The following is a 22,339-nucleotide window of genomic DNA, read 5'->3' on the forward strand; positions in this document are numbered from 1 at the left end:
TGCTGATCTGGCGGGTCCGCCGGCGGCTGATCCGCTGGAGACCCCGTTGGCGGGTCAGACGTTGTCGAACGGTCTGGACCGGTGGGTGTGGGGGACCGGCAGTGGTATTGAGCCGGTGCTGGTTCCTGGTGACGGGGAGGTGGGGCCGCGGTGGCAGTTGGCGGAGGGTGACTGGTGGGTCGGTTTCCGTCCTGAGCCGTCGACCGCGATGCTGGGGCGGCTTGCGGAGCGGGTGACGGGTGACCCGTGGAGCGACCTGCGGTTCGCGATGGGCTCGTACTTCGCCGCCAACGGCCAGCCTGTTCCTCCGCTGCCGGTGGCTCTTCAGTTCCTGCTGGTCTCGGCGGCCGGTTCGGTTGGTGTGGACCTGGAGCTGTCCCGGTTCTCGATCGTCCCGAGCCATCAGAGCGTGCGGGCCTGGGACGGGCCTGCCGCCGGGGAGGCGTTCGGTGGCGGGGCCGCAATTGGACGGGCAAGCCCGTGGTGGGCCGGGTCCTGCCCGGCAGGGTGCGCGTCGTCGAGCCCCGGCCCGGTGCCGTGCCGAATGAGGTGTCGAACGAGCCGGCGCCGTGGCCGGACACCGCGTATGTCGTGGCGGCCGAGGGTGAGAACGGGCGGGTGCGGCTGCCGGACGGCCGGGTGCTGGGCGCCGAGGCGGTCGCCGACGCGCTGGCGGCCGACCCCGAGTTGGCGAAGCTGCCGAAGCACGTCCCCGTCGTGCTGGCCATTCCGTTCGCGGGGCAGCAGTACCAGGAGATGCTGCGGGCGGTGGCCGACCGCCTCGGCCGGACCGTGTGGGGCCCGAGCGGCGAGGGGCGGCTGGTCCCCGACAGGACCGGCAACGGGCTTGTGCTGGTGTTGATGGACCGTGACCCGAAGGCGGCGATCGGTGAGTGGGTGCCGGTTCCTCCGTCATCGGCGGCGACCGGGCCGTATGTGGACCGTGTGTGGACGGCGCTGGACGGGACGACGTTCCGCGACAGCGACGTGTTCACCCGTCCGCTGATGGACGACACCCACGAGTGGCTCGGCCGGCTGGCCGTCGCGCAGGAGGACGGGCTGCGCCGGCGGGAGCGGCGTTTCCGGAAGTACCGCCGGATGAGCCGGCTCCTGCACAGGCTGCCGTCCGGTGACGAGCGCTATACGGCGAGTACCGAGGAGATCACTCCGGATCCGGCGGTGTACGTCTTCGCCGCCCATGGTGAGCCGGGCAGGATGCATCTTCCCCTCCGTGACGGCCGGACGGTGACGCTGGGCAAGGAGGACGCCGCGCGCTATATCGCGGGGCTGCCCGAGGTGCGGGAGCTGCCGCCGGGGCACCGGATGAATCTGGAGGTCTGCTGGAGCGATTCGGACGGCGATCCGCTGCGGGACCAGCCCGAGTACGCTCCGGCGCCTCACGTCGACGATCCGCTGGGCGATGTTCCGCTCGACCAGCTCGTGTTCAACTACAGCCGGCGGGAAGGGGAAGGCAGTACCAGGCACACCGGTCTGACCGACACCGAGCGGGTGGTCGTGGGCGCGGCGAACGGTGAGCTCGGGCGCCGGGTCCGGCGCCGTCCCGAGCCGCTGGACCACGAGCTGGACCAGCTGGCGCGGGACGCGGGGCTGCACCGTGGTCCGGGTGCGGTGTCGCCGGAGACGCGGGAGACCATGCTGCGGCTCGTGCGTGGGCTTCGCTCGGCGTTCGGTCTTGAGGTCGAGGACGACCGCGGTGTGCCGGGGGGCCGGTACGAGCGGGTGCTGAAGGGCATCGGCGCGCTGGAACGGATGCGGGCGAACGACACGGCGATCGGCCACCTCACACCGTTCCGCCTGGACATGTTCGACTTCTTCGTCCAGGCGCACACCGGCCGGACCCCGGACCTCGCCGGGTATCTGTCCCTGCTCGACTTCGCGGCGGCCCGGGCCGCGGCCGATCCGGGTGCGAAGCTGACGAAGGCGGTGCCGGCGCCCGCTGTCCAGATCACGCTCAATCAGCTGGGCCTGCAGGGTGAGCAGATAACCCGTCTCGTGCAGTCGCTGCCCGCCCCGGCGACGTTCACCCCCCGGCACGTGGCGTCCACCCTCTGGGCCATGGTCCGTGCCGCGCAGATCTTCGGCTCGCTGTCGTCCGCGGAGCGGGAAGCGATGGGCCGCCAGGTCCTGCACCTCGACGCGACGGTCGCCTGGAACCGGTCGTGGCAGGAAGGCTTGTGGGCGCTGACGGCCAAGGCGATCGCGGAGGGCCTGGACGTCTCCGACCGGGATCTGCTGGCCGCGTATCACCTGAAGGAGAGTGGTGCTTTCGAACAGGCGGCGATGCTGACGCAGGGGTCGAACATCCAGGGCGTCAACTGGTCCGGGACGGCCGCACCGGCCGGGGTCGACTGGGGCAAGGTGCGGCAGATGACGCCCGGGCCCAACGGGACGGCCACGCGTCCGATCCAGCCGGACTGGACCCGCCCGGGCATTCCGATGCCGCTGCTGAACGTGGTGGAGGTCGACCGGGCCGGGAACATCGTCCTGCACCTGCCCGGCCTTCCCCCCGTCCGCGTCTCCGAGAACGAGTACCTGGCGTTGCTGGACATGTCTCCCGCGCTGCGCATGGTCCCCCTGGGCATACCGGTGCTGTTCCTGACCACCGGCGACGGGGCGCTGAGCCCGGAGCTGGTGCAGCGGTTCTCCCAGCGCACCGGGCGCCCGGGCTTCGGCTACGGCGCGCCGATGACGCTGACCGGCGACGACCCCTCGGCCCCCCTCGGCATCCTCGCCCGCCTCGACCCGGCCACCAACGCCCCGGGGCCGTGGATCACCGCCACCCGGCAGCTCACCACCGCCCAGACCACCGCCTTCGGGGCCACCGCCTTCGGGGCCACCACCTCCGGGGCCACCACCCAGGACGACTCGACCGTCTTCGGCCCCACAGCTCCCACCACGCAGGCGACGGACCCGTTCGTGGACCCGAACGCCCTGGTGCGGGACTTCTCCGGCACGGTGCGCGGACGCGACCTGACGGGGGCCGTGACCGACCGGGTGCGGATCGACCGTGTGCGGGTGGTCCTGGGCGGGCTGGGCGAGCCGGAGGTGGAGGAGCCGGACCAGTCCGCGCCGTGGGGCGGCGAGGCGTACGTGATCGGGGACCGGGCCTTCGACGGGCAGCAGCTGAGCCACGAGGCGTTCGCGGAGAAGCTGGCCCACGACCCGGAGCTGGCGAAGCTGCCGCCGCACGTGCCGGTGGTGCTGGCGATTCCGTACGCGGGGTCGCAGAACATGGAGCTGATGCGCGCGGTCGCCATCCGGCTGGGCCGGCGGGTATGGGCGCCCAGCGGTGACGGGCGGCTGCGGTACGACAACGACCTGGGCGCCTATGTGCCGATGATGATGGTCCGGGACACCAAGGGCTGGCACGGCGACTGGGTGCCGTTCGACGCGCCCGCGGTGCCCGCGCCGTTCGAGGACCGCGAGTGGACCGCCCTCGACGGCACGCGGTTCCGCGACAGCGACGTGGACACCCATCCCCTGGTCTTCGACCGCCGCGAGCGGTTCGGCCGCATCTCGATGGACGACGACATGGCCGTGCGCGAGGATCGGCTGCGGAACTTCTTCCACAAGAAGCGGCTCGTCCACTACGTGGCAACCGGCGAGGGCGACAAGCACGTCAGCTCCGAGACGCTCACCCCGGACCGCGCGATCTACGCGTACTACGCCCACGGGACTCCGGGCGCGATGGCACTCGTCCTGCGCGACGGCAGCACGGTGTGGCTGTCCGCGGCCGACGGCGGGCGGTACATCGGCGGGCTGCGCGAGGTCAGGGAGCTGCCCCCCGGCCACCGGATCGGGCTGGAGGCCTGCTTCGGCCTGTCGGCCGGCGACCCCGACCGCGATCAGTGGGAGGGCCGGCCGGTACCCCGCGTGGAGGACCCCCTGGACGACGAGGGGCTGTCGCTCGCGCAGCACACGGCCAACGCCGGCCGACTGGACGTCGACGCGAAGTCCTCGATCGCCGGGGTGAACGATGACTTCTTCGTCGTGGAGGACACTCCGGGAGGTGTGGTCGGCCGAGTGGACCGCGTCCGCCCGGAGCCGCTGGACCACGAGCTGGACCAGCTGGCGCGGGACGCCGAGCTGCACCGCGGCCCGGGTGCCGTACCGCCGGAGATCCGCGCGGCCACGCTGCGGCTGGTGCGTGCGCTGCGGGAGGCGTTCGGCGTCGCCGTCGAGGACGACCGCGGTGTGCCGGGGGGCCGGTACGAGCGGGTGCTGAAGGGCATCGGCGCGCTGGAGACCCTGCGCGTCAACGACCCGGTCCTGCGGGCGGCCACGCCGTTCCGGATGGAGATGTGGACGTTCCTCGCGCGGCGGATCGGCGGGGACACCCCGGACCAGTCCGCCTACCTGGGGGTCCTGGACGCGGCCCGGGGCCAGGTGACCTCGCGGCCGGACGCCCGGCTCGGCGAGATGGTCCAGGACACCGCCCTGGGGTACGCCCTCGACGAGTTCTCGGGCGCCAACGGACTGACCCTCGTACAGGGCACGCTGGGCCTGCCCGATGCCACGCAGGCGGGCCCGAAGGACATCGCACGGGCTTTCTGGGCCACGGTGGCCGCGGCCGACCTGGTCCTGTTCCGGATGTCGGAGGCGGAGCAGGAAAACCTGGGCCGCGGCGTTCTCCACGTGGCGGCCACGGACCCGTGGGGCGATGACCAGGTCATGGAGCTGACGCTCCTGGCGGCACGGGCCCACGTGAGCGGCCTGGACATCACCGACCGGCACGCGCTGGCCGCACACCACCTCAAGGAACTGGGCGCCTTCGATGAGATCCTCACCGACGGTACGGAGGCGACCGGCTACAACTGGAGTGGCCGTCCGGCCCCGAACGGTGTGGAGGTGGACCACTGGTACGCGCGGATGAAGGGCAGCCCCAGCGGCAACATCCTCACCGTTCCTCGCCTGGCACAGTGGAAGTCGGACGAGTCACCTGGCAGAACCAGGGTGATCTGGACCGGGACCGACCAGGGCACCGTGGTGATCCACCTGCCCGGACACCCTCCGATGCCCGTACCCGACGAGGAACTCTGGGCTCTTCTGGACCTCGCCCCGTTGGTGACCGAGGTGAGCGTCGGCACCCCCGTCGTCTTCCCGATGCCCGAGTTCGGGGCCGACGGAGGGAAGCGGCCGCAGGCGTTCTCCGACCGCACCGGCCGGAACGCCTGGGCCTACACCGGACCGATCGAGCTGCTCGAGAAAGACCCGTTCGACCCGCTGCGCATCACGACCATCCGCGAGAAGAAGCTGGGGCAGTGGAAGACGACCGTCTGGAAGGCCCGGCCGGTTCTGCCGTCCCCCTCCGCCGGGACCACCCCCACGGCCGCCGCTGCCACCGCGTCCTGGCCGAAGGCGCTGACCCGGCACGACTCCGGCGTCGCCGGCGTCGGGACGTTCCACTTCGCGCCCGGAACCTCTCCGGACGCCGGCCCGGTTGACGTAGGCTCGGTCGACGCCGGCCGAAAGGGCGCCGGCCCGGACGACAGCGGCCGCGACGGCACCGGTTCCGTCGAACGGGACGAGCGCTCCGCCATCGCCTATCCGGCCCCCGTCCAGATCAACGCCACTCCCGTGTCCCCGGCAGGTCAGGCGGACACCCCGGAGGCGGGCACCGCCGACAACACCGCCGGTCCCACGGGCACGGGGACTGCCTCCGACGACACTCCCGGCTGGGCGGTGCCGTCCTGGCGGCCCGCCGGATCACCCGGCGCGGTGCGGTTCGCGAGCATGTACCGCGACCGTGAATGGCGGCGTCGCAGTGCGGACCTGGAGCTCGCGTTCGCCGAGCACACGGGCCGGACCGACGGGCTCACCGAGACCGTGCGCGACGCGGTGTCCCGTATGTACGACGAACTCGCCGCGCGCCACGGCGAGGACGCGGCCCAGCGCGCCTTCTTCGCCCCGGACGCGGTTCCGGCGGACCCGGCCGCGGAGCTGGAGCGGCTGCGTACGCTGCCCCCGGGACCGCTCGCCGTCGACGAGCTGATGACCGCGCTCACGTACGCCTCGTACGCGGGTCCGGGGCTGCCGCGCGAGGCGGCCGAGGCCCTGGCCCGTCCGGCCGGCCGCCGTGGGCGGTACACGGAAGGCAGCGCGTACCGCGAAGTGCACGACAGCCGGGGACTTCGCCGGGTGGGCGGCGAGCACGGCCCCGCGCTCCGGCTGTTGCGCACCTACGCGGCGCTCGGCGCGTCGCCCGCCGAACTGCTCGCGCTGCGCGACGCGCTCGTCGCCTGGGCGATCCCGGCCGACCTGCAGTCGCTCCACGAGATCCTGCGCGCCTCCCACCGACTCGGCCTGGGCACCGACGCGGAACGCGACCTGGCGCTGCGCGACGGCGCCGGACTCCACGCCTGGGTGGCGGACTCGGTCAGGACGTCCGACGCGCACGGGACCGACGCGGACGTCCCTTCCTCCACGCGGCTCGTCCCGCCGCACCGCGCGCTGTACGCCGAGCGGATGACGTTCGGCCGGGACATCACCCGCAGCAAGCTCGATCTGCCCGATGGCCTGGTGGCCCTGGTCGACGCCGCGCTCGCCGGAACCCTGCCGGCCGACACGGACCGGAGCCGGGCGCTCCACGCGTGGCTGGACCGCCACGGCGACGCGGGCAGGCAGGCCCTGGAGCGGCTGGACCCGGCCCACCTGACGGCCGTGCACCTCTACAGCGGTCCCGACTACCGGCTGATGAAGGCGTTCCTCAACGGCGAGCGGTTCGGGGCGGGGCTCGGGCGTCGCCTGGTGCGCCTCAACGCCTGGGCGACGACCTGGCGGATGGCCGAGGTCGGCGCCGCCGACCTGCTGCCGATGACGCTCCGCGCACAACCCGGCTTCGCCGCCCTGTTCGACGCGATGTGGGACGTGGACGACCTCCAGGAATCGACCCCCGAGGTGGCCGGCCTGAGGCGCCGCCTGGACGCGATGGCCGACGCGGTGTACGAGGAGCTGTCGCTGCACATCGACATGGCGATCGAGGCGCTGGAGACCCTGCCCCCGGTGAACGATGACGTCTGGTGGGGCGACCGGGGGCTGCCGGGTCCGCTGGACGCGCCGTCGACGGACAGTCCGGTGTACGGCCGGGACCGGATCACGATGCCGTTCTTCCGGAGCACGGCGCTGCGGCAGGATTCAGCACTCGGCTTCATGTACCGGAGCAAGGGCACTCCCGGCGACTCGCATCTCGGGCTGGTGCACGTGGCGCGCTCGACGGCCCGCGAGGTCAACCCGTTCGCGGTCTTGCCGCTGGAGACGGAGGCCCTGTATCCGCCGGGCGCCTCTTTCGACATCTCCACCCGGACGATCGTTCCGGCCGACGCCCGGACGACGCCGTACGAGTCCATCGACGCCCGGGAGGTGACGCTGCGTCAGGACGCGTCCGGCGCCGCTCGGCGGGCCCCCGGACTCGTCTCCCCGGACGGGCTGTTCGGCATCGGTCCGGCGACCGCCGGCGCCGAGGGCGGGGAGCGGCCCGAGCCGGTGCTGCGGCCGATCCACGGGAAGGACGGCGAGCTCATCGGCGTGGCGTCGTTCGACGACGCGGACTGGGCGGCGCGACAGGAGGGGTACGGCCGGCTGGACCGTGCGACGGGCTTCGTCTCGTGGGAGCGGGACGGCGCGGGCCGGCCGGTCGCGACGGAGCAGGCGCTGCCGGGCGGCGGTACGGCCGACGGCACGTTCTTCTTCGCGTCGCACGGTGGCGCCGAAGGACTCGCGCTGGTCACCGAGGACGGTGGCGTGCGGCGGGACGACGGCTCGTACGCGGGTCGGCTGCTGCGGTCGGCGCGAGGGCGCGGCTTCCGCAGTGTGACGGTGCTCGCGTGCGGTCCCGGCGATGTGCCGGACAGCGAGGCGGAGGCCCGGGCGCGGGCCAGGCGGATGGCGAACGGGGCGGGGCTGCCGGTCCATCTGCCGGTGGGGCGCTCGGCGGTGTCCGACGCGTCGCCGCACCTGCTGGAGAACGCCGACGGGCGGGCCACGGTCTGGGTGACGGAGTATCCGGACGGCTGGTCGGGACCGCGCGTACCGGCCCCGGGCGCGGAAACCGGGCGGCGCACCGCGTTCGGCTATCCGTCCGCCGAGCAGTTCAACGTCACGGGGACCGTGCGGGACGCCACCCCGGAGCAGCTCGAGGCCATCGACGCGGCCGAGGGAGCGCCCTGGGCGGTGTCGTCCTGGCGGCCGGCCGGGGCCCCGGACACGCCGCGCTTCACCGGCCTCTACCGGTCGCGTGTGTGGCGGCAGGCCGCCGTCGACTGGGAGGACAACCTCGCCGAGGCGCTGAGCTACGCACCCGAGCCCACCGAGGCGGTCGGGCAGGTGGTGCGCGGGGTGTACGAGCAGCTCGCCGAGCGGAACGGGGAAGAGCGGGCGGTGCGCGCGTTCTTCGACCCGGACGCGATGCCGGACGATCCGGCCGCCGAGCTGGCGGAGCTGCTCGACGCGACCCCGGGACCGGAGGCGCTGGACGGGCTGATGAGGGCCCTCCTCCGCGCCGCCTACGCCGGCCCGGGGCTGCCCCCTCAGGCCGAGGAGGCCCTCGGCGGCGGGCGGTTCGACGCGGACAGCGCCTACCGCGCCGTCTTCGACAGCCGGGGCCTCCGCCGGGTGGGCGGTGAGCGCGGCCCCGCGCTGCGCCTGCTGCGGATGGCCGCCGCGCTCGAGCTGCCGGCCACCCTGCTGCCGCTGTTCCGGGCCGCTCTGGTCACCTGGCTGGTTCCGTACGATCTGCAGTCACTGCACGAGATCCTGCGCGCCTCCCACCTGATCGGGATGGGCACCGCGGACGAGCGAGCCGCCGCCACCCGGGACGGTGCCTCGCTGCACGCCTGGGCGGTGCGCCACTTCATCGAGAGCGGGCTGATCAGCCCCGAAACCAACAGGGACACGCTCGACGCCCTGCTCCCTCCGCACCAGGACCTCTACCAGCAGCGCATGACGTTCCCGTTCGAGCTCACCGGGACGATGGACGTGCCGGACGCCCTCGTCACGATGGCCGACGCGGTGCTCAGCGGCGAGCTGCCGCCAGCCTCGTCCCGCAGGCTCCAGGTCATGGCCGAGTGGATGGAGAAGTACGGCGACCGGGGCGCCGACGCGCTCAGCCGGCTCACCCCGGCCCACATCACGGCCCTGTACCTCTACAGCTCCTACGACTACCGGCTGATGAAGGCGGTGCTCAACGGCGAACGGCTGGGCCAGGGCCTCAGCCGCCACCTGGTGCGCTTCCACGCCTGGCGTTACATCCTCGAGTCGGCGCGCGAGGAGGAGCTGGAGATGCCGCCGCTCACCCTGGTCAGCCAGCCCGAGTTCATGGATCTGTACGAGGAACTGTCCGAACTGCCCGATCTCGACACGCCGAGCCCGGAGCTGGCCCGGCTGCGGCGTCGCGTGGACATGATGGCCGACCGGCTGCACGGCGAGCTGAAGCTGCACATCGACATGGCCATCGAGGCGCTGGAGATCCTGCCGTCCGTCGGGCGGACCGCCTGGTGGGGCGAGCGGGGGGCGCCCGGGCCCCTGGACGCGCCGGCCGAGAACGGTCCCATGTACGGCACCGGGACGATCGACGTACCGTTCTTCCGCAGCACGTCGCTGAAGGTCGAGGAGGCGACCGAGTTCGCCCTGGGCGACAAGGCGGTTCCCGCCCGTACGCACCGCAAGCTGGTCGAGGTCAGGAACTCGACGGCGCGCGACGGCACTCCCTTCCTCAAGCACCTGTCGGAAGGCGAGGCGCTGTATCCGCCGGGCATGAGGTTCGACGTCGTCTCCCGGCGGCTCGTCGAGACCCACCGGCGGCCTCCGATGCTGCACGAGGTGGCCGAGGAGGCGACCCCGCTGCCCGACGGCCTCCCCGCGACGTCGCAGGACGACCCGCTGCCCTACGCCCCGGCCGCGTTCGAGGACTCGGTGGACGAGATGTTCGACCTCGGTCCCTCCGACTCCGACCTGTCCGACGCAGGCGGGTCGGACATCGACGGGTACTCCGACGCGGGCTCCGACGCACCGGCTCCCGCGTATCCGAAGTCCGACTACTGGAACACCCCGTGGGCGGGCCACGAGACGGCGCCTTCCGCGGAAGCGATCGCCGTCCAGGAGATTCATAAGGACGGCCTGCCGGTCGGCAAGGCGTCCTTCACCCGGCGCGACTGGGCGCTGCGCGAGCCCTTCTACGGCCACCTGTCCCAGGCCACGCACTACACCGAGTGGAGCCGCGGCCCCGGCGGGGAACACGTGGCCGTGCGGCGTCCGCTGCCCGCCACGGGAGAATCCGGCACGTTCTTCTGGACGTCCCACGGCCGGGAGGGCGGCTACACCGTCGCCGGTCAGAACGACATGCCCGTCGGCGCGGACAGCGAGATGGTGGGGCGCGTCCTGGGCCAGGACCTGGCCGCGGCGGGCTTCACCAGCATCACGGTCCTCGCGTGCGACACCGAGACCCGCCCCGCCACCGGACCTCGCGCCGCCACCGGGCCCGGCACCGCCACCGAGACCGGCACCGCGCCCCAGGGACAGGGCGACAGCCTGCGGCGCGCCGTCGAACGGGCCCAGGGAATCGCCGACTTCACCGGCCTGGACGTGTATCTCAACACCGGCCGGACGGCGGTCACGCCCGGTGAGGACGAGGAGGGCGATCCGACGGCCGAGATCCACCTCCTGGAGTCCGCCGACGGCGGCCCCACGGGCTGGCTGCGCGTCCCCCCGAGGTTCCGGGCCGGCTCGGACCCGAGCCTGACCGGGCCCGCGCCCTCCCTCGTGGCGGCGGGAACGCCCACGCGTACCGGCCCGCCCTGGTCGGTGCCCGGATGGCGGGTCGCCGGCTCGCCCGACGCCGTACGCTTCGCCGCGCTGTACCAGGAGCGGGAGTGGCGACAGCTCAGCTTCCAGTTCGAGCAGACCCTGGCGCGGAAGCTGGCCGTCGACCCCGAGGCCGTCCAGGGCCTGATGAGGGCCGTCGCCCGGCTCCACCACGTGCTGGCGCAGCGGCACGGCGCGTCCTCCGCGGACGGTGCCTTCTTCCAGGGGCCGGAGGCCGAGCGGTGGCTGGGGCAGCCGGACGCGGTGCGCCGTTTCCTGGCGTCCGGGCCGTCCGTGCTCGACCTGATGCAGGCGTTCGCCCGCGCGGCGTATGGCGGCCAGGGCCCCGTCACCCTGCGGCACACCCTGCCCGGCTGGCTCCGCTCGCCGCGCGCGCCCAGGCCGCCGGGACCCTGGCAGGGGGCGTACCGGACCGCGCACGATCCGCGCGGATTCCGGTACGTCGGCGGGACGGTGGGCCCGGCCCTGTGGCTGTTGCAGGCGTACCGGGCGATCGGGGCGAGCGGTCCCGAGCTGATGGCCTTCCGCAAGGCGCTGCTGTCCTGGTCGATCCTGACCGACACCCATTCCCTGCACGAGGTGCTGCGCGTCTCGCACCTGGCGGGCCTGGGCACCGAGGCGGAGCGCGTCGCGGTCGCCCGCGACGGTGCGAGGCTGCACCAGTGGGCCGGGCGCGCCTTCGGCATCGGCCCGTCCCTGCCGCACCACCACGCCTACGACAGCACGACGCGCTTCGTCTCCAGGTACGACGTCGCCGTTCCCCAGGACATCGGCAAGGCGCTGACGGCGGCGCTGACCGGGGCCTCGCTGGACGACGAGGACCAGCAGGAACGGGTCGAGGCGGCCGCCGCGTGGCTGCGGCGGTTCGGGGACCGGGGCGTGGCGGCCCTGCGCGCACTGAGCCCCGGCCATCTGACCGCGCTGTTCCTCTACACGGGCGAGGACCACACGCTCTTCAAGACCTATGTCACCGGTGGCCGCTTCGGCGAGGCCGTCGGCCGCTGGATGATCAGGCAGCAGGTGTGGCGGTACGCGCGACGGGACGCCACGACCGACGACCCGATCCTGCCGGAGCTGCTGATCAACGACGACGTCCTCATCGACGCGATCGAGGCGTTGCGGAACCTGGGCCCGGAGGCGACCGGCCCGGCCGTCGCCGAGGTGCGCCGCCGGGTGTACCGGGTCGCCGACGGGGTGTACGACGACCTGGCCGCGCACGTCGACATGGCGGTCGAGGCACTGGAGATCCTGCCGCCGCTGAACGGACAGGTGTGGTGGGGCGGCTGGCTGCCGGGACGTCTGGACGAGTTCCCGGGGAACTCGCCGCTCCTCACCGCGGACACGCTGTACATGCCGCGGTTCCGCAGCACCACCGAGGAGTCGGCGACGGCGATCGGCTACACACGGGGCGATGCCGAGGAGATCGGCGACGCTCAGGACCGGCACCCGATGCGGGGGTTCGTGGACAACTCCACCGCCCGCGTGGTGACGCCGTTCTCGGCGTGGCTCGAAGAGGACGAGGTGCTCTACCCGCCGGGCATGGCCCTGAACGTCGTCGTCCGCGAGATCGAGACGGATCCCAATACCGGGCGGCCGTTCGCCGACTACGAGTTCCGGGAGGCGCCCGCCTACCCGCGCCCGGCCTACCACAACGCCGAGGGCGAGCCGCAGCCGCGGATCGTGGAACTCACCGACGACAACGACGACGCCAACGCCAACGCCAACGCGAACGCCAACGACGACGCGGACACGGACACGGATCCGACACCGGCGAACGACGAGAACGCCGTCGTGGCGCCGGAGGTTCCCGCGCCCGTCGACGGCTACCGGCGCACCGGCCCGCACGCCGCCGAGCTCGACGGCACCGTCTTCGCCCTCCACGAGTCGCCGGGCGAGGGCGACCGGAGCGTCGACACCCTGCTGTTCGCCCTCCGGTACGTGGCGGCCGACGCCCTGGAGGAGGCGGGCATCGAGACCGCCGACGACTTCCGCGGCTGGCTGGACCGCTCCCTCACCGACGACGACGTGTCCGACGTGCCGGTGGAGCCGCTCGACGGGAACCGGAACATTCCGCTGCGGCTCCTGGACAGGATCGGGGTAGGGCTCGGGACCGCCCAGCGCGCGGAGGCGATGCTTCTCGGCGACCGGTTCCCGGTCTCGCGGGTCTCCCTGAGCCCGGCCCAGCATCTCCGGGTGCTGATCGCCGACTCCTCCTACGGGGCCGAGGGCGCGGACCTGCCGATGGGACCGCTCGTGGCGGCGGTGGTCCGCGGGCTCGGCGTGACGGTGGCCGTGGCGGACCCGGACGGCGAGGTGACGTTCCACGGTGACCGCACGGAGAGCACGCCGCCCGCCCTCCTGGTCCAGGACGGGGACCGCCACCTCGCCGGACTTCCGGACGGACCGGGCGACACCACCGCCGAGAGCGAGGCACGGCTGCGCCGGGTGGCGGACGCCCTGTCCGCCGCGCCGGTGTCCGTCCTGCGTACGGCGACGGCCCGGCAGGCGCCGGAGTGGGTCCGGGCCCGCATCCGCTACATGGAGGAGGCGGTGCGCTTCGAGGAGCGGCTGGGCCGGTACCTCGGCGGTCACGAGGAGGCCAACGCCCAGCTCGGCGTGATGGTGCGCGAGCTGTGGGAGCGGGCCGTGCGGGCGGGCCGCTGGTCGGAACTGGGCTCGGACGACCGCACCGTCGACGGCGCCGTGGGCACCGACCGGGACCGGCTCCTGGCGGTGGTGGAGTCGGGCAACCTGCGGGAACGCATGGGCATGCTGTGGATCGGCGGCCAGGCACCGGACCGGCGGGGCGGACTGATCTCCGACCTGCTCGGCAGCCCTGAACCCACGCCGGAGGTGATCACCGCCGAGTACGTGGCGTCGAGGCCGCCGTCGCAGGAGATGACGGCCTACGAGGAGCTGAGCGGACGGCCGGACAGGACGCCCGAGGAGCAGGCGCGGATGGCCGAGGCCGAACGGACGCTGCGGACGCCGGTGCGCCCCGAGGACCTGTCGCCGCCGCTGAGCGAGGCCGAGCGGGCCCTGATGCCGGACGACGGCGTCCCGTGGATCCCGGGAACGAACCGCTTCGACATCGCCATGGACACCCGTCCGCAGTCCGAGGCCGAGCTGAACGGCGGCCTGGTCCTGGCCGGCACCTCGGGCTCGGCCCACCGGCTGATGTCGCAGGCCGCGAAGATGCGCGACGCGTGGGGCCTGGACGTCGACCTGGGCCTGGTGCGCCTCGCGCTGATGGCCGAGATGCTGCAGGCGAGGCACCACTCCCTGGACGAGATCATGCGGGGCTCCCAGATGGTCTTCGACCGGCTGAGGCAGAGCGGTGACGCGGTGCCGGCCGACCTCGACTACGTGAACAACTGGGGCCGTTACTGGCGCATCGCCCCGCTGACCGAGGCGGAGCTGCGGGAGCACGTGGCCGTCGACGGCAAGTTCCCCGACGAGCACGCGACGGAGACGGCGGGTCGGCCGGCCGGCGGGGAGCGGGACGACCCGGCCGACCCGGCCGATCCGGCGGCGGCCGAGTGGTCGGCGGATCACCGGGACGTCCTGGAGGATGTCCTGGACGTGCTGACGGCCCTGGGGCCGCTGGATCCGCCGGGTCCGCCGGGCCCGCTGGATTCACCGGGCCCGGACGGTCTGCCCGGCTCGGACGACGGTGTCCTGACGGCCGACCGGCTGGAGCGCCTGGTCGACGCCTGGTTCCGTGCGCGGGGCCTGGACCCGTCCGGTTCCCTGGCCGACAAACTCCGCCACATACTGAACGACCGTGCGTAACATCCCAGCGAGGAGCTCATGAACGACAACACCGCCGCCGGGGCGCCCACCGCCGGGGCCGGGGCCGCCGACGACACCGCGCCGCCGGTTCCCGACGACATCAAGGAAGCCGCCCGGCTCGCTCCCGACCACTGGCTGGGTATGGTCGACCCCGCGTGGTCGGGGGAGGGCGAACCGCCCGACTGGGCGGTGGTGGGCCAGTGGAGGTCCGGTCTGGACGGCGACATCGAGGAGTGGCGCCCCAACGAGGAGTACCGCCCCTCGCCCCAGGCGCTCGGCTGGTCCTCGCCGACCGATCCGGTGGACGAGGCGGTCCAGCTCGCCGCCACCGGTTACGGCCCGGGTGACGCGGTGCCGCGGACGCTGGCCATGGCGGAGGTCGCCGTCCTGCTCGGCCCCGGCGGCGTCCCGTTGTCGGCCACGTCGCCCGACGGGGCCTGGGTGGTGCCCGTCTTCACGTCCCCCACGTACCTGCACGCGGCCGGGCGCTTCGGCTACGAACTGATGCCGGTTCCCGACGTGGTGGACCGGATACCGGCGGGCCATGTGCTCTACCTCAACCCCTCCGGACCGGTCGGCATGACCGTGGAGACCGACGCCCTGCGCCGGGCGGTCGAAGCGGCGGCCCAGGAAGCCGCGGAGACGCCGGACGGGGAGGAGACCGAAAGCCGGTCGGCCCCCGGCCTCGGCGACTGACCGCGACGTACCGCACACTGCCTACCGCCTACCGCCTACCGCCTACCGCCTACCGCACATCGCACACCGATGGAGTTGCCTCCCATGACGAGCCCTTCCGGTACTCCGGACCACGAGCCTGAGAACACCGCCGAGGAGGACACCGCGGACGGGCCCGTCGGCGCGGGCCCGGGCGGCCCGCCCCCGGCCGTCCCGGGCGGCCCCGTCCAGGGCGGTCCGTCCGCCGTGCTGAAGGGCCAACCGGGGTTCCGGGAGCCGCCCGAGGACTACATCAAGGCCGCCAAGGCGGCCCCCAATCACTGGCTGTCCGTGATCGACCGGCACTGGAACGGTGACGAGGGCGAGCCCACTCCCTCCTGGGCGAGCCTCGGGCGCTGGCGCAGCGACGAGAACGGGGAGATCGTCGAGTGGGAGGTGAACACCGACTACCGTCCCTCACCCGACGCGCACGGCTGGGCCCCGCCGGTCAGCCCCGTGGACGCCGCCGTGCAGCTGGTCGCCACCGGATACGCCTCTGAGGATCTGTTCGCCCTGATGCTCGCCGACGCCGAGGTGGCCGTGTGTCTCGACGAGAACGGCGGCCTGGCGGTGACGGACGCGGAGGACGGTACCGAGGCCGTGCCCGTCTTCTCGCCGTCACCGGAGCTGGAGGACGACAAACTGCCTCCGCACGAGGTGATGTTCGTACCCGATCTCCTGGACCGGTTGCCGGAAGGGAAGGAGGTGCTGTTCCTCAGCTCCTCCGCCCCGGTGGGACAGCTCGTCACGGCGAGTTCGCTGCGGGAGGCCAAGTCCGACCTTGAGCGGTACGAGGCGGAGGAGGCCGCCGACGTGTGGTCGACCCCTCCCGCGCCGGCCGGCGGCTCGCCCGAGGGCATCGCGGACCTGCCGGACCTCGGGTCGGTCGAGGGATGGCCCGACTTCCCCACGGACGCGCAGTGGCCGACGGACGAGAACGCGGAGGACGGGCCGGGCAGCGGCGACGGGCCGGGCAGCGGCGACGGGCCGGCCGGGAAGCCGGAGCGGCCCGGGCCCGGAGCGGCGGACGAGAACTGATACGCGGGGTGGCCCCGGCGGAGACCGCCGGGGCCACCCGCGCACAGGGACAGGGACGGGGACGGCGGGCCGGCGCGGCCGGCGAACTCGAAACTGTGATCCTACGGTTGCCCTTTGAACGGTATCCTCGGGCGGTACTCCAAGGTGGTCTCCAGCCCGTAACCGACGGCGGTCTCACGCGCGGTCGGCGATTCCGCTTTCTGCCCGCGCGGTGGAACGCGGAGGCGACGGGCGGCGTCTTCCTCGAAGCACGGCACCTCTCGTGGCGTACGAACGGGGCGTCAGGAGCACGCCGCTGGACGCGGCCGGGAACAGAGTCGTCCTCGGACCGGACCTCGATCCTGCCGTGTCAGACGACGTTCACGTTCCACACCCCGGCACGTCATGGAAGGGAACCCCGACTTAGAGGTCTGCACCACCAGACTGTTAACTGATGAGGGTGAGTTCGAAAGGATGGACCGTGTCTTCTGTTTCTGGAGTGCCCGCCGGTGAGTGAGTACGACGACAGGGCCGTCCTGGAGATACCTGTTCTGCCCGAACCCGAACCCGAGCCCGAACCAGAGCCCTTCCCCGCCGACGAAGACGCCGGGGCGATACCGGTGCACGGGCAGATCGCCACCGAGTCCGCCGCCGTCGAGTCCGCCGCCACCGTCGGGCCGGCGGCCGTGGCCGACGGTGACCAGGCCGACGAGGACCAGGCCGACGGAGCGGACGGCCCGGCCGAGTCCCTGCCCGAACCGCCCCCGGAAGTGGTCGAGGCCGCCCGGGGCCTGCCCGACCGGTGGCTGAGCGTTCCCGATCCCGCGTGGTCGGGCGAGGGCGCGCCGCCCGACTGGGCGATCCCCGGCCGGTGGCGTACGGACTCCACCGGCACGGTCGTGGCGTGGGAGGACAACGAGGAGTACCGCCCCTCCCCGGACGCGCTCGGCTGGCCCCGGGCCACCGACCCGGTCGAGTCCGCCATCCAGCGCGCCGTGACCGGCTACGGACCCGCCGGGGAGGTCCTCCGTACGCTGGCCGCCGCGAAGGTCGCGGTGCTCGTCGGCCCCGACGGCGAGCCGGTGGCCGTGCGGTCGGCGCAGGGCGAGCCGGTGATCCCCGTCTTCACCAGCCCCGCGTATTACCGCGTCGTCGGGACGTTCGCCGCCCGGCTGGTGCCGGTGCCCGACGTGGTCGAGGGGCTGCCCGAGGGGCACTCCCTCTACGTCAACCCGACCGGACCGGCGGGGATGATCATGGAGACCGAGGCGCTGGCCGAGGAGATCGCGGCCCAGGAGCGCGGCGAGGCCCGCCCGGTGAGCGTGGACGGGACGGGGGAGCCGAGGACTCCGCGCATCCACGCGGTACGGGTGGCGGATCCGGCGGTCCGGGCGACGGACGACAAGCCGCACGACAAGGCGGCCGACAGGGCGGCCGACAGGGCGGACGACAAGGCGGCCGCGGGCGCGGCGGCTTCCGCCGGCCCGACGACGGCCGCGGGCGCGGACATCGCCACGGCTGACGCGGAAGACGGTGCGGGCCGGGCCGGCGTGCCCGACGCACCCGCCGCCACCGAGGCGGGCGCGGCTCCGGTCGGCAGGAGGCCGGAGGAGTGACACCCTGGGGTGGTCCCTTCGCGCGGCGCCGCGGCGACCGTTCCGCGGCTGTCGCGAAGCGCCTGCGGGACGACGGTGTGCCCTCGGCCGGTGAGGTACCGGCCGAGGAGGAGATGCCGGACGCGCCGGAAGGGCTCCTGGTCGAGGACCACGACGGCCTGCTGTTGCTCCGGACCCCCTCGGACGACACGCTCACCCCCGCCGACGTCGCCGATCTGGCGCGCAGCATGCGTAACGACGACGGGACCGTGACCGTCATCGCGGGCGCCGAGGGGATGGAGGCCGCCGCCTTCTGGCCGAGGCTGAGCGAACTGCTGGACTCCCTGAGCGAGTCGGGCACCGAGACCGTACGGCTGGTCATGGCCGGTGCCGGGCACGACATCAAGGACCGGCCCGCCACGGCGCGCCGGATAGCCGACGCCTGGGGATTCGAGGTGAAGGCCCCGGACGGGCCGCCCCTCGTCGTACCGGGCGGCTCGCTCTTCGTCCCGCCCGCACCGGAGGCCGGCGGGAAGCCGTCGGCGGGCGGCTGGTGGCGGTTCGCCCCGGGCGCGAACCCGGAACCCCTGGGCCCGCGCAGCCCGGAGCCGTCCTGGCAGCCCGCGCTGCGCGGCGTGCCGTCGGGTACGGCCGGCGGGAGCGTGGTGGAACAGATCCCGGCCGGGCTGCTGATACGCCCCGCCGAGGCCACTCCGGCCCAGCCCGGCGACCTCTACCACGCCGTGCCGGTCGACCCCCGGCGCCCGGCCGTGGTCGTTGGCGTGCCCTACGGCGAGGACGTGTCGGCCGAGGAGGTCGCCGAGGTGCTCGAGGCCCTGCCGGAGGAGGTCAGGTCCGGCGTACGGCTCGCGCCCGGCGGGCGGCGTGACGTGCTGCCGCTGGCGCAGTCGGTGTCCGACCGGCTGGCCGCCGACGTGGAGGTGATGACCGGTCTGCCGCTCGTCGCCGCGGGCGGTCCGCTGGGGGCGTACACCGTACGGTCGGTGCTGGCCGCACCGGACGGCACGCCGAAGTGGATGCCGTTCGTGGACGCCGTCGTGTGCCGGCCGCCGGACGGGGAAGGCCGTGCCCGGCCGCCCCGGCTGCTGCGCTGGACCCCGCCGCTGCCGGGCCCCGCGCGCCCGGAGGAGGGCGTGGTCGGCCTGACCGACCGCTGGCAGGTCACGGTCACCAGGGCGGGCCTGTGGCTCGGTCCTCGGAACGGCCCGAGGCTGTCCCCCACGGCACGTCAGGTGGACGCGGCCGGCCCGGTGATCGAGCTGGGCATGCCGGGCGAACTCATGGACGCGTCGCTGTGGCCGGTCCTGTCGAACCTGCTGGGAGCCCTGACACCGGCCCTGCGCGAGCGCGCGACGCTGCATGTGCACGGCGTGTCCCAGGACGGCGGGCGCGAACTGCGCCGACTGGCCGCCCAGTACCGCCTGCGCACCCTCCGCTACGCCGCCCCCGCCCCGGCACCGGCCCGCCCGAGGCCGACGGCTCAGACCCTGGCCCCGGCCCAGCCCCAGGTCCAGGTTCGGCCCGGCCAGGCCGCGACGGCCGCCACGGCCGGGGCGCCGCCCGCGCCCGCACCCGGGCCTGCGCAGGCACCGGTGTCCACCCCGGTGTCGCCGTCGCCGTCGGCGGTGCCGGTGCCGACCGGGGGAACCCGGCCGGCGACGGCGCCCGTACGGGGGACCGGACGGCCGGAGCGGGCCGCCGCGGCGGAGGCCGGTTCGGCCGGGGCCGTGGCACCGGCGGGGCGCCCGGGGGCGGTTACGGGCCCCGGACCAGGTCAGGGACCACAGACGGAGTCGGCGCGGCCGGGGGCGTTGCGGCCGGGACAGCCGGGACAGTCGAGTTTGCCGATGCGACCGGGACAGTCGGGGCAGCAAGGTCAGGCAGGTCAGCCAGGTCAGGCAGGTCAGCCAGGTCAGGCAGGTCAGCCAGGTCAGGCAGGCCGGCCGGGTCCGTCGGGGAAGCCGGACCTGCCGTTGCGGCCGCTGCAGCCGGGTCGGGCCGCCGGATCCGGGCCCGCCCGCCTGGCGGAAGGCGCCGGCCGGGCCGCACGGGCCGAACGCGCCCGGCAGCTCAGGGAGGCCATGGCCGCGGCGGCGAGCGCGAACAGAACGACAGATGGACGCGCCGAACGTGCCCGGCAGTTGAGGGAGGCCATGGCCGCGGGCACGGCGGCGGGGACGGACGCGAGTGCGTCGGCGAGCACCGGGGCGCCCGGACGGACCCCCGGCGCGGGCGCGGGCACGGCCGGAGTCCCCGGAGGCGCTGGGGCACTTGGGGCGCCCGGAACGCCAAGTACACCCGAAAAGCCCGGGACGCCCCCGGACCTCGGCGGACAGCCCGAGTTGGACGACTGGTCCGACGACCCCGTACCGATCGGGTCGCTGGGACGCCCCAGGAGGCCGGGCGCGGCCGGGGAACCGGCGCCCGGCACCGCGGCCGGCCCCACCGTCCCGGCACCGGCGGAACAGCGGGAACCCGCCGAGCGCCACGGGGCGCCGGAGCCTGCCGAGGAGAAGGACGCCCGGACGCCGACTCCCGACGCCGACCGGAGCGCGGCCCCCATGCGGGCGGCGCGGCCGGGTGCGGGCGACGACACCGGGTCCGAGCCCGGGGCCGGCACCGAGCCGGACCCTGCCGGGCCCGATGCCCCGGCGGGGACCGCCGACCCCCGCCGAGCGGACGGCCCGCAGCGGCCGGACGAACCGAGCCGGCCTGGGGCGAGGTCCGGCCATGCCGGGGATTCCGAGCGGGACAGTGGTCCTGGTGCGGTCGGCGGTGCTGTGGCGGCGGATGGTCCCGTGCGGGCCGGCGGTCCGGAGCGCGTTGACGGTCCTGCCCGGGCCGACGCCCCCACGAGGGACGACGGCTCCGATGCGGCCGGTGGTCGCACGCCGGCCGACGAGCCGGGGCCGAGCGGAGGGCCGTTCCGCGCTCCGCACCCCGGGGCGCACGAGGAGGCCGTAGAGGACGATCGGCCCGAACCGTCCGGTCCGGCGGAGCCACAAGGAAACCGGCGCGACGGTCACGACGGTCACGACGGGCGCGACGGACGAGACGGGCGCGATGCCCAGGCCGACCTCCCCGGGGCGTCCGGCCCCCGCGCCGCCGGTCCTCGTACCGCCGGCCCTGACGCCTCCGGCCCCGCGAAGGAGGAGAATCCGGCGTCGGCGGACGGCCCGGAGCCGCCCGCGACGCGAGGTCCCGCCGAAGAGCCCGCGAGCGATCCCCGGCCGAGCGGGACGGAGGCCCCGGGCCGGCCCGACGACGTACCCCCGCCGAAATCGGTGCGCGCGGAATCCGGCACGCCGGCCGATCCGGCGCCTCCCACGCCCCCCACGTCTCCGGGGGCGGGCGAAGCGGACGAAGCGGGCGAGGCGGCGCAGACCTCCGACGCCTCGGAGGCCCCCAGCACCCCGGGGACCCCTGACGTACCTGACGTACCTGACGCCCCGGGCATACCCGAGGTCCCGGACGCCGACACCGACACCCTCACCGAGTCCGACGCCGACGCCGACGACGCCGAGGCCGACGACGACGCCGATGTCCCCCAGGACCCCCTGCCCCCCGTCCCGTTCGACCCCGGACACCGCAGCAGCGAAGTGGAACGGACCGCCTTCCGCGCGCTCGCGGAGGGCATGTGGGACCGGCACGGCGCGGCCGTCGCCCGCTCCCTCGCCCGGATGCCCGCGCTGCGCGGCAAGGAACAGGAGGCGGCCCGCGCCGATCTGATCGCGCTGCGCATGTATCTGCACACATCCGAAGGCCCGTTGAGCCATGGCGCGGTGACCCGCGCCCTGCGCGAATACGAGCCCGACATGCTGCCGTACGGCGCCTGCGTGGCCTCGGCGCTGAACCGGCTGCCGTCCTACCGGGGCGCTGTGCTGCGCGGCACGGGCAGTGACCCCACCGCCGACGGCTCCGGCGTCCCCGCCCTCCCCCGTCGCGGGACACTGCTGCGCGACGCGGCCCTGCTGAGCACCACGCCGCTCGATCCCACCCGTACGTCCATGATTCCGGGCGGGAGCTATGTCATCTGGTCGGCGACCGGCCGTCGCGTACGGCAGTTGTCCGACCACAGCCGTGGGCCCGAGGAGGTGGTGTTCGCCCCGGGGACCCTCTTCCGGGTGCTGGACGTCCGCCGCGACGGCCCGTCCGTACAGATTTTCCTGCGTGAACTGACCGGTCCTGCCGCGGCGGCCACGCCCGATCCCGAAGCGGATCGCGCTGTACTCGCCCGGTTGGACGATGTCGTGCGCGGGCGCTCGGCGGCACCGGAGGGCACCGGCCACTGGCCGGAGCGCTGCGTCGGCGCCGTGGGCGCCGGGCCGTGACGCGACACCGAACCCAGACATGAGTAAGGA

5 protein-coding genes are annotated in these 22,339 nt (G+C 74.2%); all 5 read left to right on the top strand.

From position 1 onward, the window contains the following. Positions 1-483: 483 nt before the first annotated feature. The 5 genes from IG02_RS0121110 to IG02_RS36745 all read left to right on the top strand — a co-directional run bounded on the left by IG02_RS0121110 (position 484) and on the right by IG02_RS36745 (position 22,309). Positions 484-14,631 (top strand): lonely Cys domain-containing protein, encoded by a 14,148-nt coding sequence (locus IG02_RS0121110; RefSeq protein WP_234314857.1) that lies wholly within the window; start codon positions 484-486, stop codon positions 14,629-14,631. A gap of 18 nt (positions 14,632-14,649) precedes the next feature. Next, positions 14,650-15,327 carry a type VII secretion system-associated protein gene (locus IG02_RS0121115; RefSeq protein WP_051765447.1) on the top strand — a complete coding sequence of 226 codons (678 nt, stop codon included), beginning with the start codon at positions 14,650-14,652 and terminating at the stop codon, positions 15,325-15,327. Between the two features lie 84 nt (positions 15,328-15,411). Beyond that, positions 15,412-16,383, top strand: a complete 972-nt coding sequence (locus IG02_RS0121120; RefSeq protein ID WP_030750298.1) for a type VII secretion system-associated protein — start codon at positions 15,412-15,414, stop codon at positions 16,381-16,383. 488 nt (positions 16,384-16,871) lie between these two features. After that, positions 16,872-17,978, top strand: coding sequence for a type VII secretion system-associated protein (locus tag IG02_RS42995; RefSeq protein ID WP_063756828.1), 1,107 nt, complete (start codon positions 16,872-16,874; stop codon positions 17,976-17,978). Beyond that, entirely contained in the window at positions 17,975-22,309 is a 4,335-nt protein-coding gene (locus IG02_RS36745; protein ID WP_037803775.1) for a hypothetical protein, read from the top strand. The genes IG02_RS42995 and IG02_RS36745 overlap by 4 nt, the downstream gene beginning before the upstream one ends. Positions 22,310-22,339: the final 30 nt, after the last annotated feature.

The organism is Streptomyces sp. NRRL F-5135 (genome assembly GCF_000719775.1).
GTDB classification, from domain to species: domain Bacteria; phylum Actinomycetota; class Actinomycetes; order Streptomycetales; family Streptomycetaceae; genus Streptomyces; species Streptomyces hebeiensis.

Excerpts from the sequence above, each read along its gene's own strand:
- IG02_RS0121115 (WP_051765447.1), top strand. The coding sequence starts at position 14,650 with ATGAACGACAACACCGCCGCCGGGGCGCCCACCGCCGGGGCCGGGGCC.
- IG02_RS0121120 (WP_030750298.1), top strand. The coding sequence starts at position 15,412 with ATGACGAGCCCTTCCGGTACTCCGGACCACGAGCCTGAGAACACCGCC.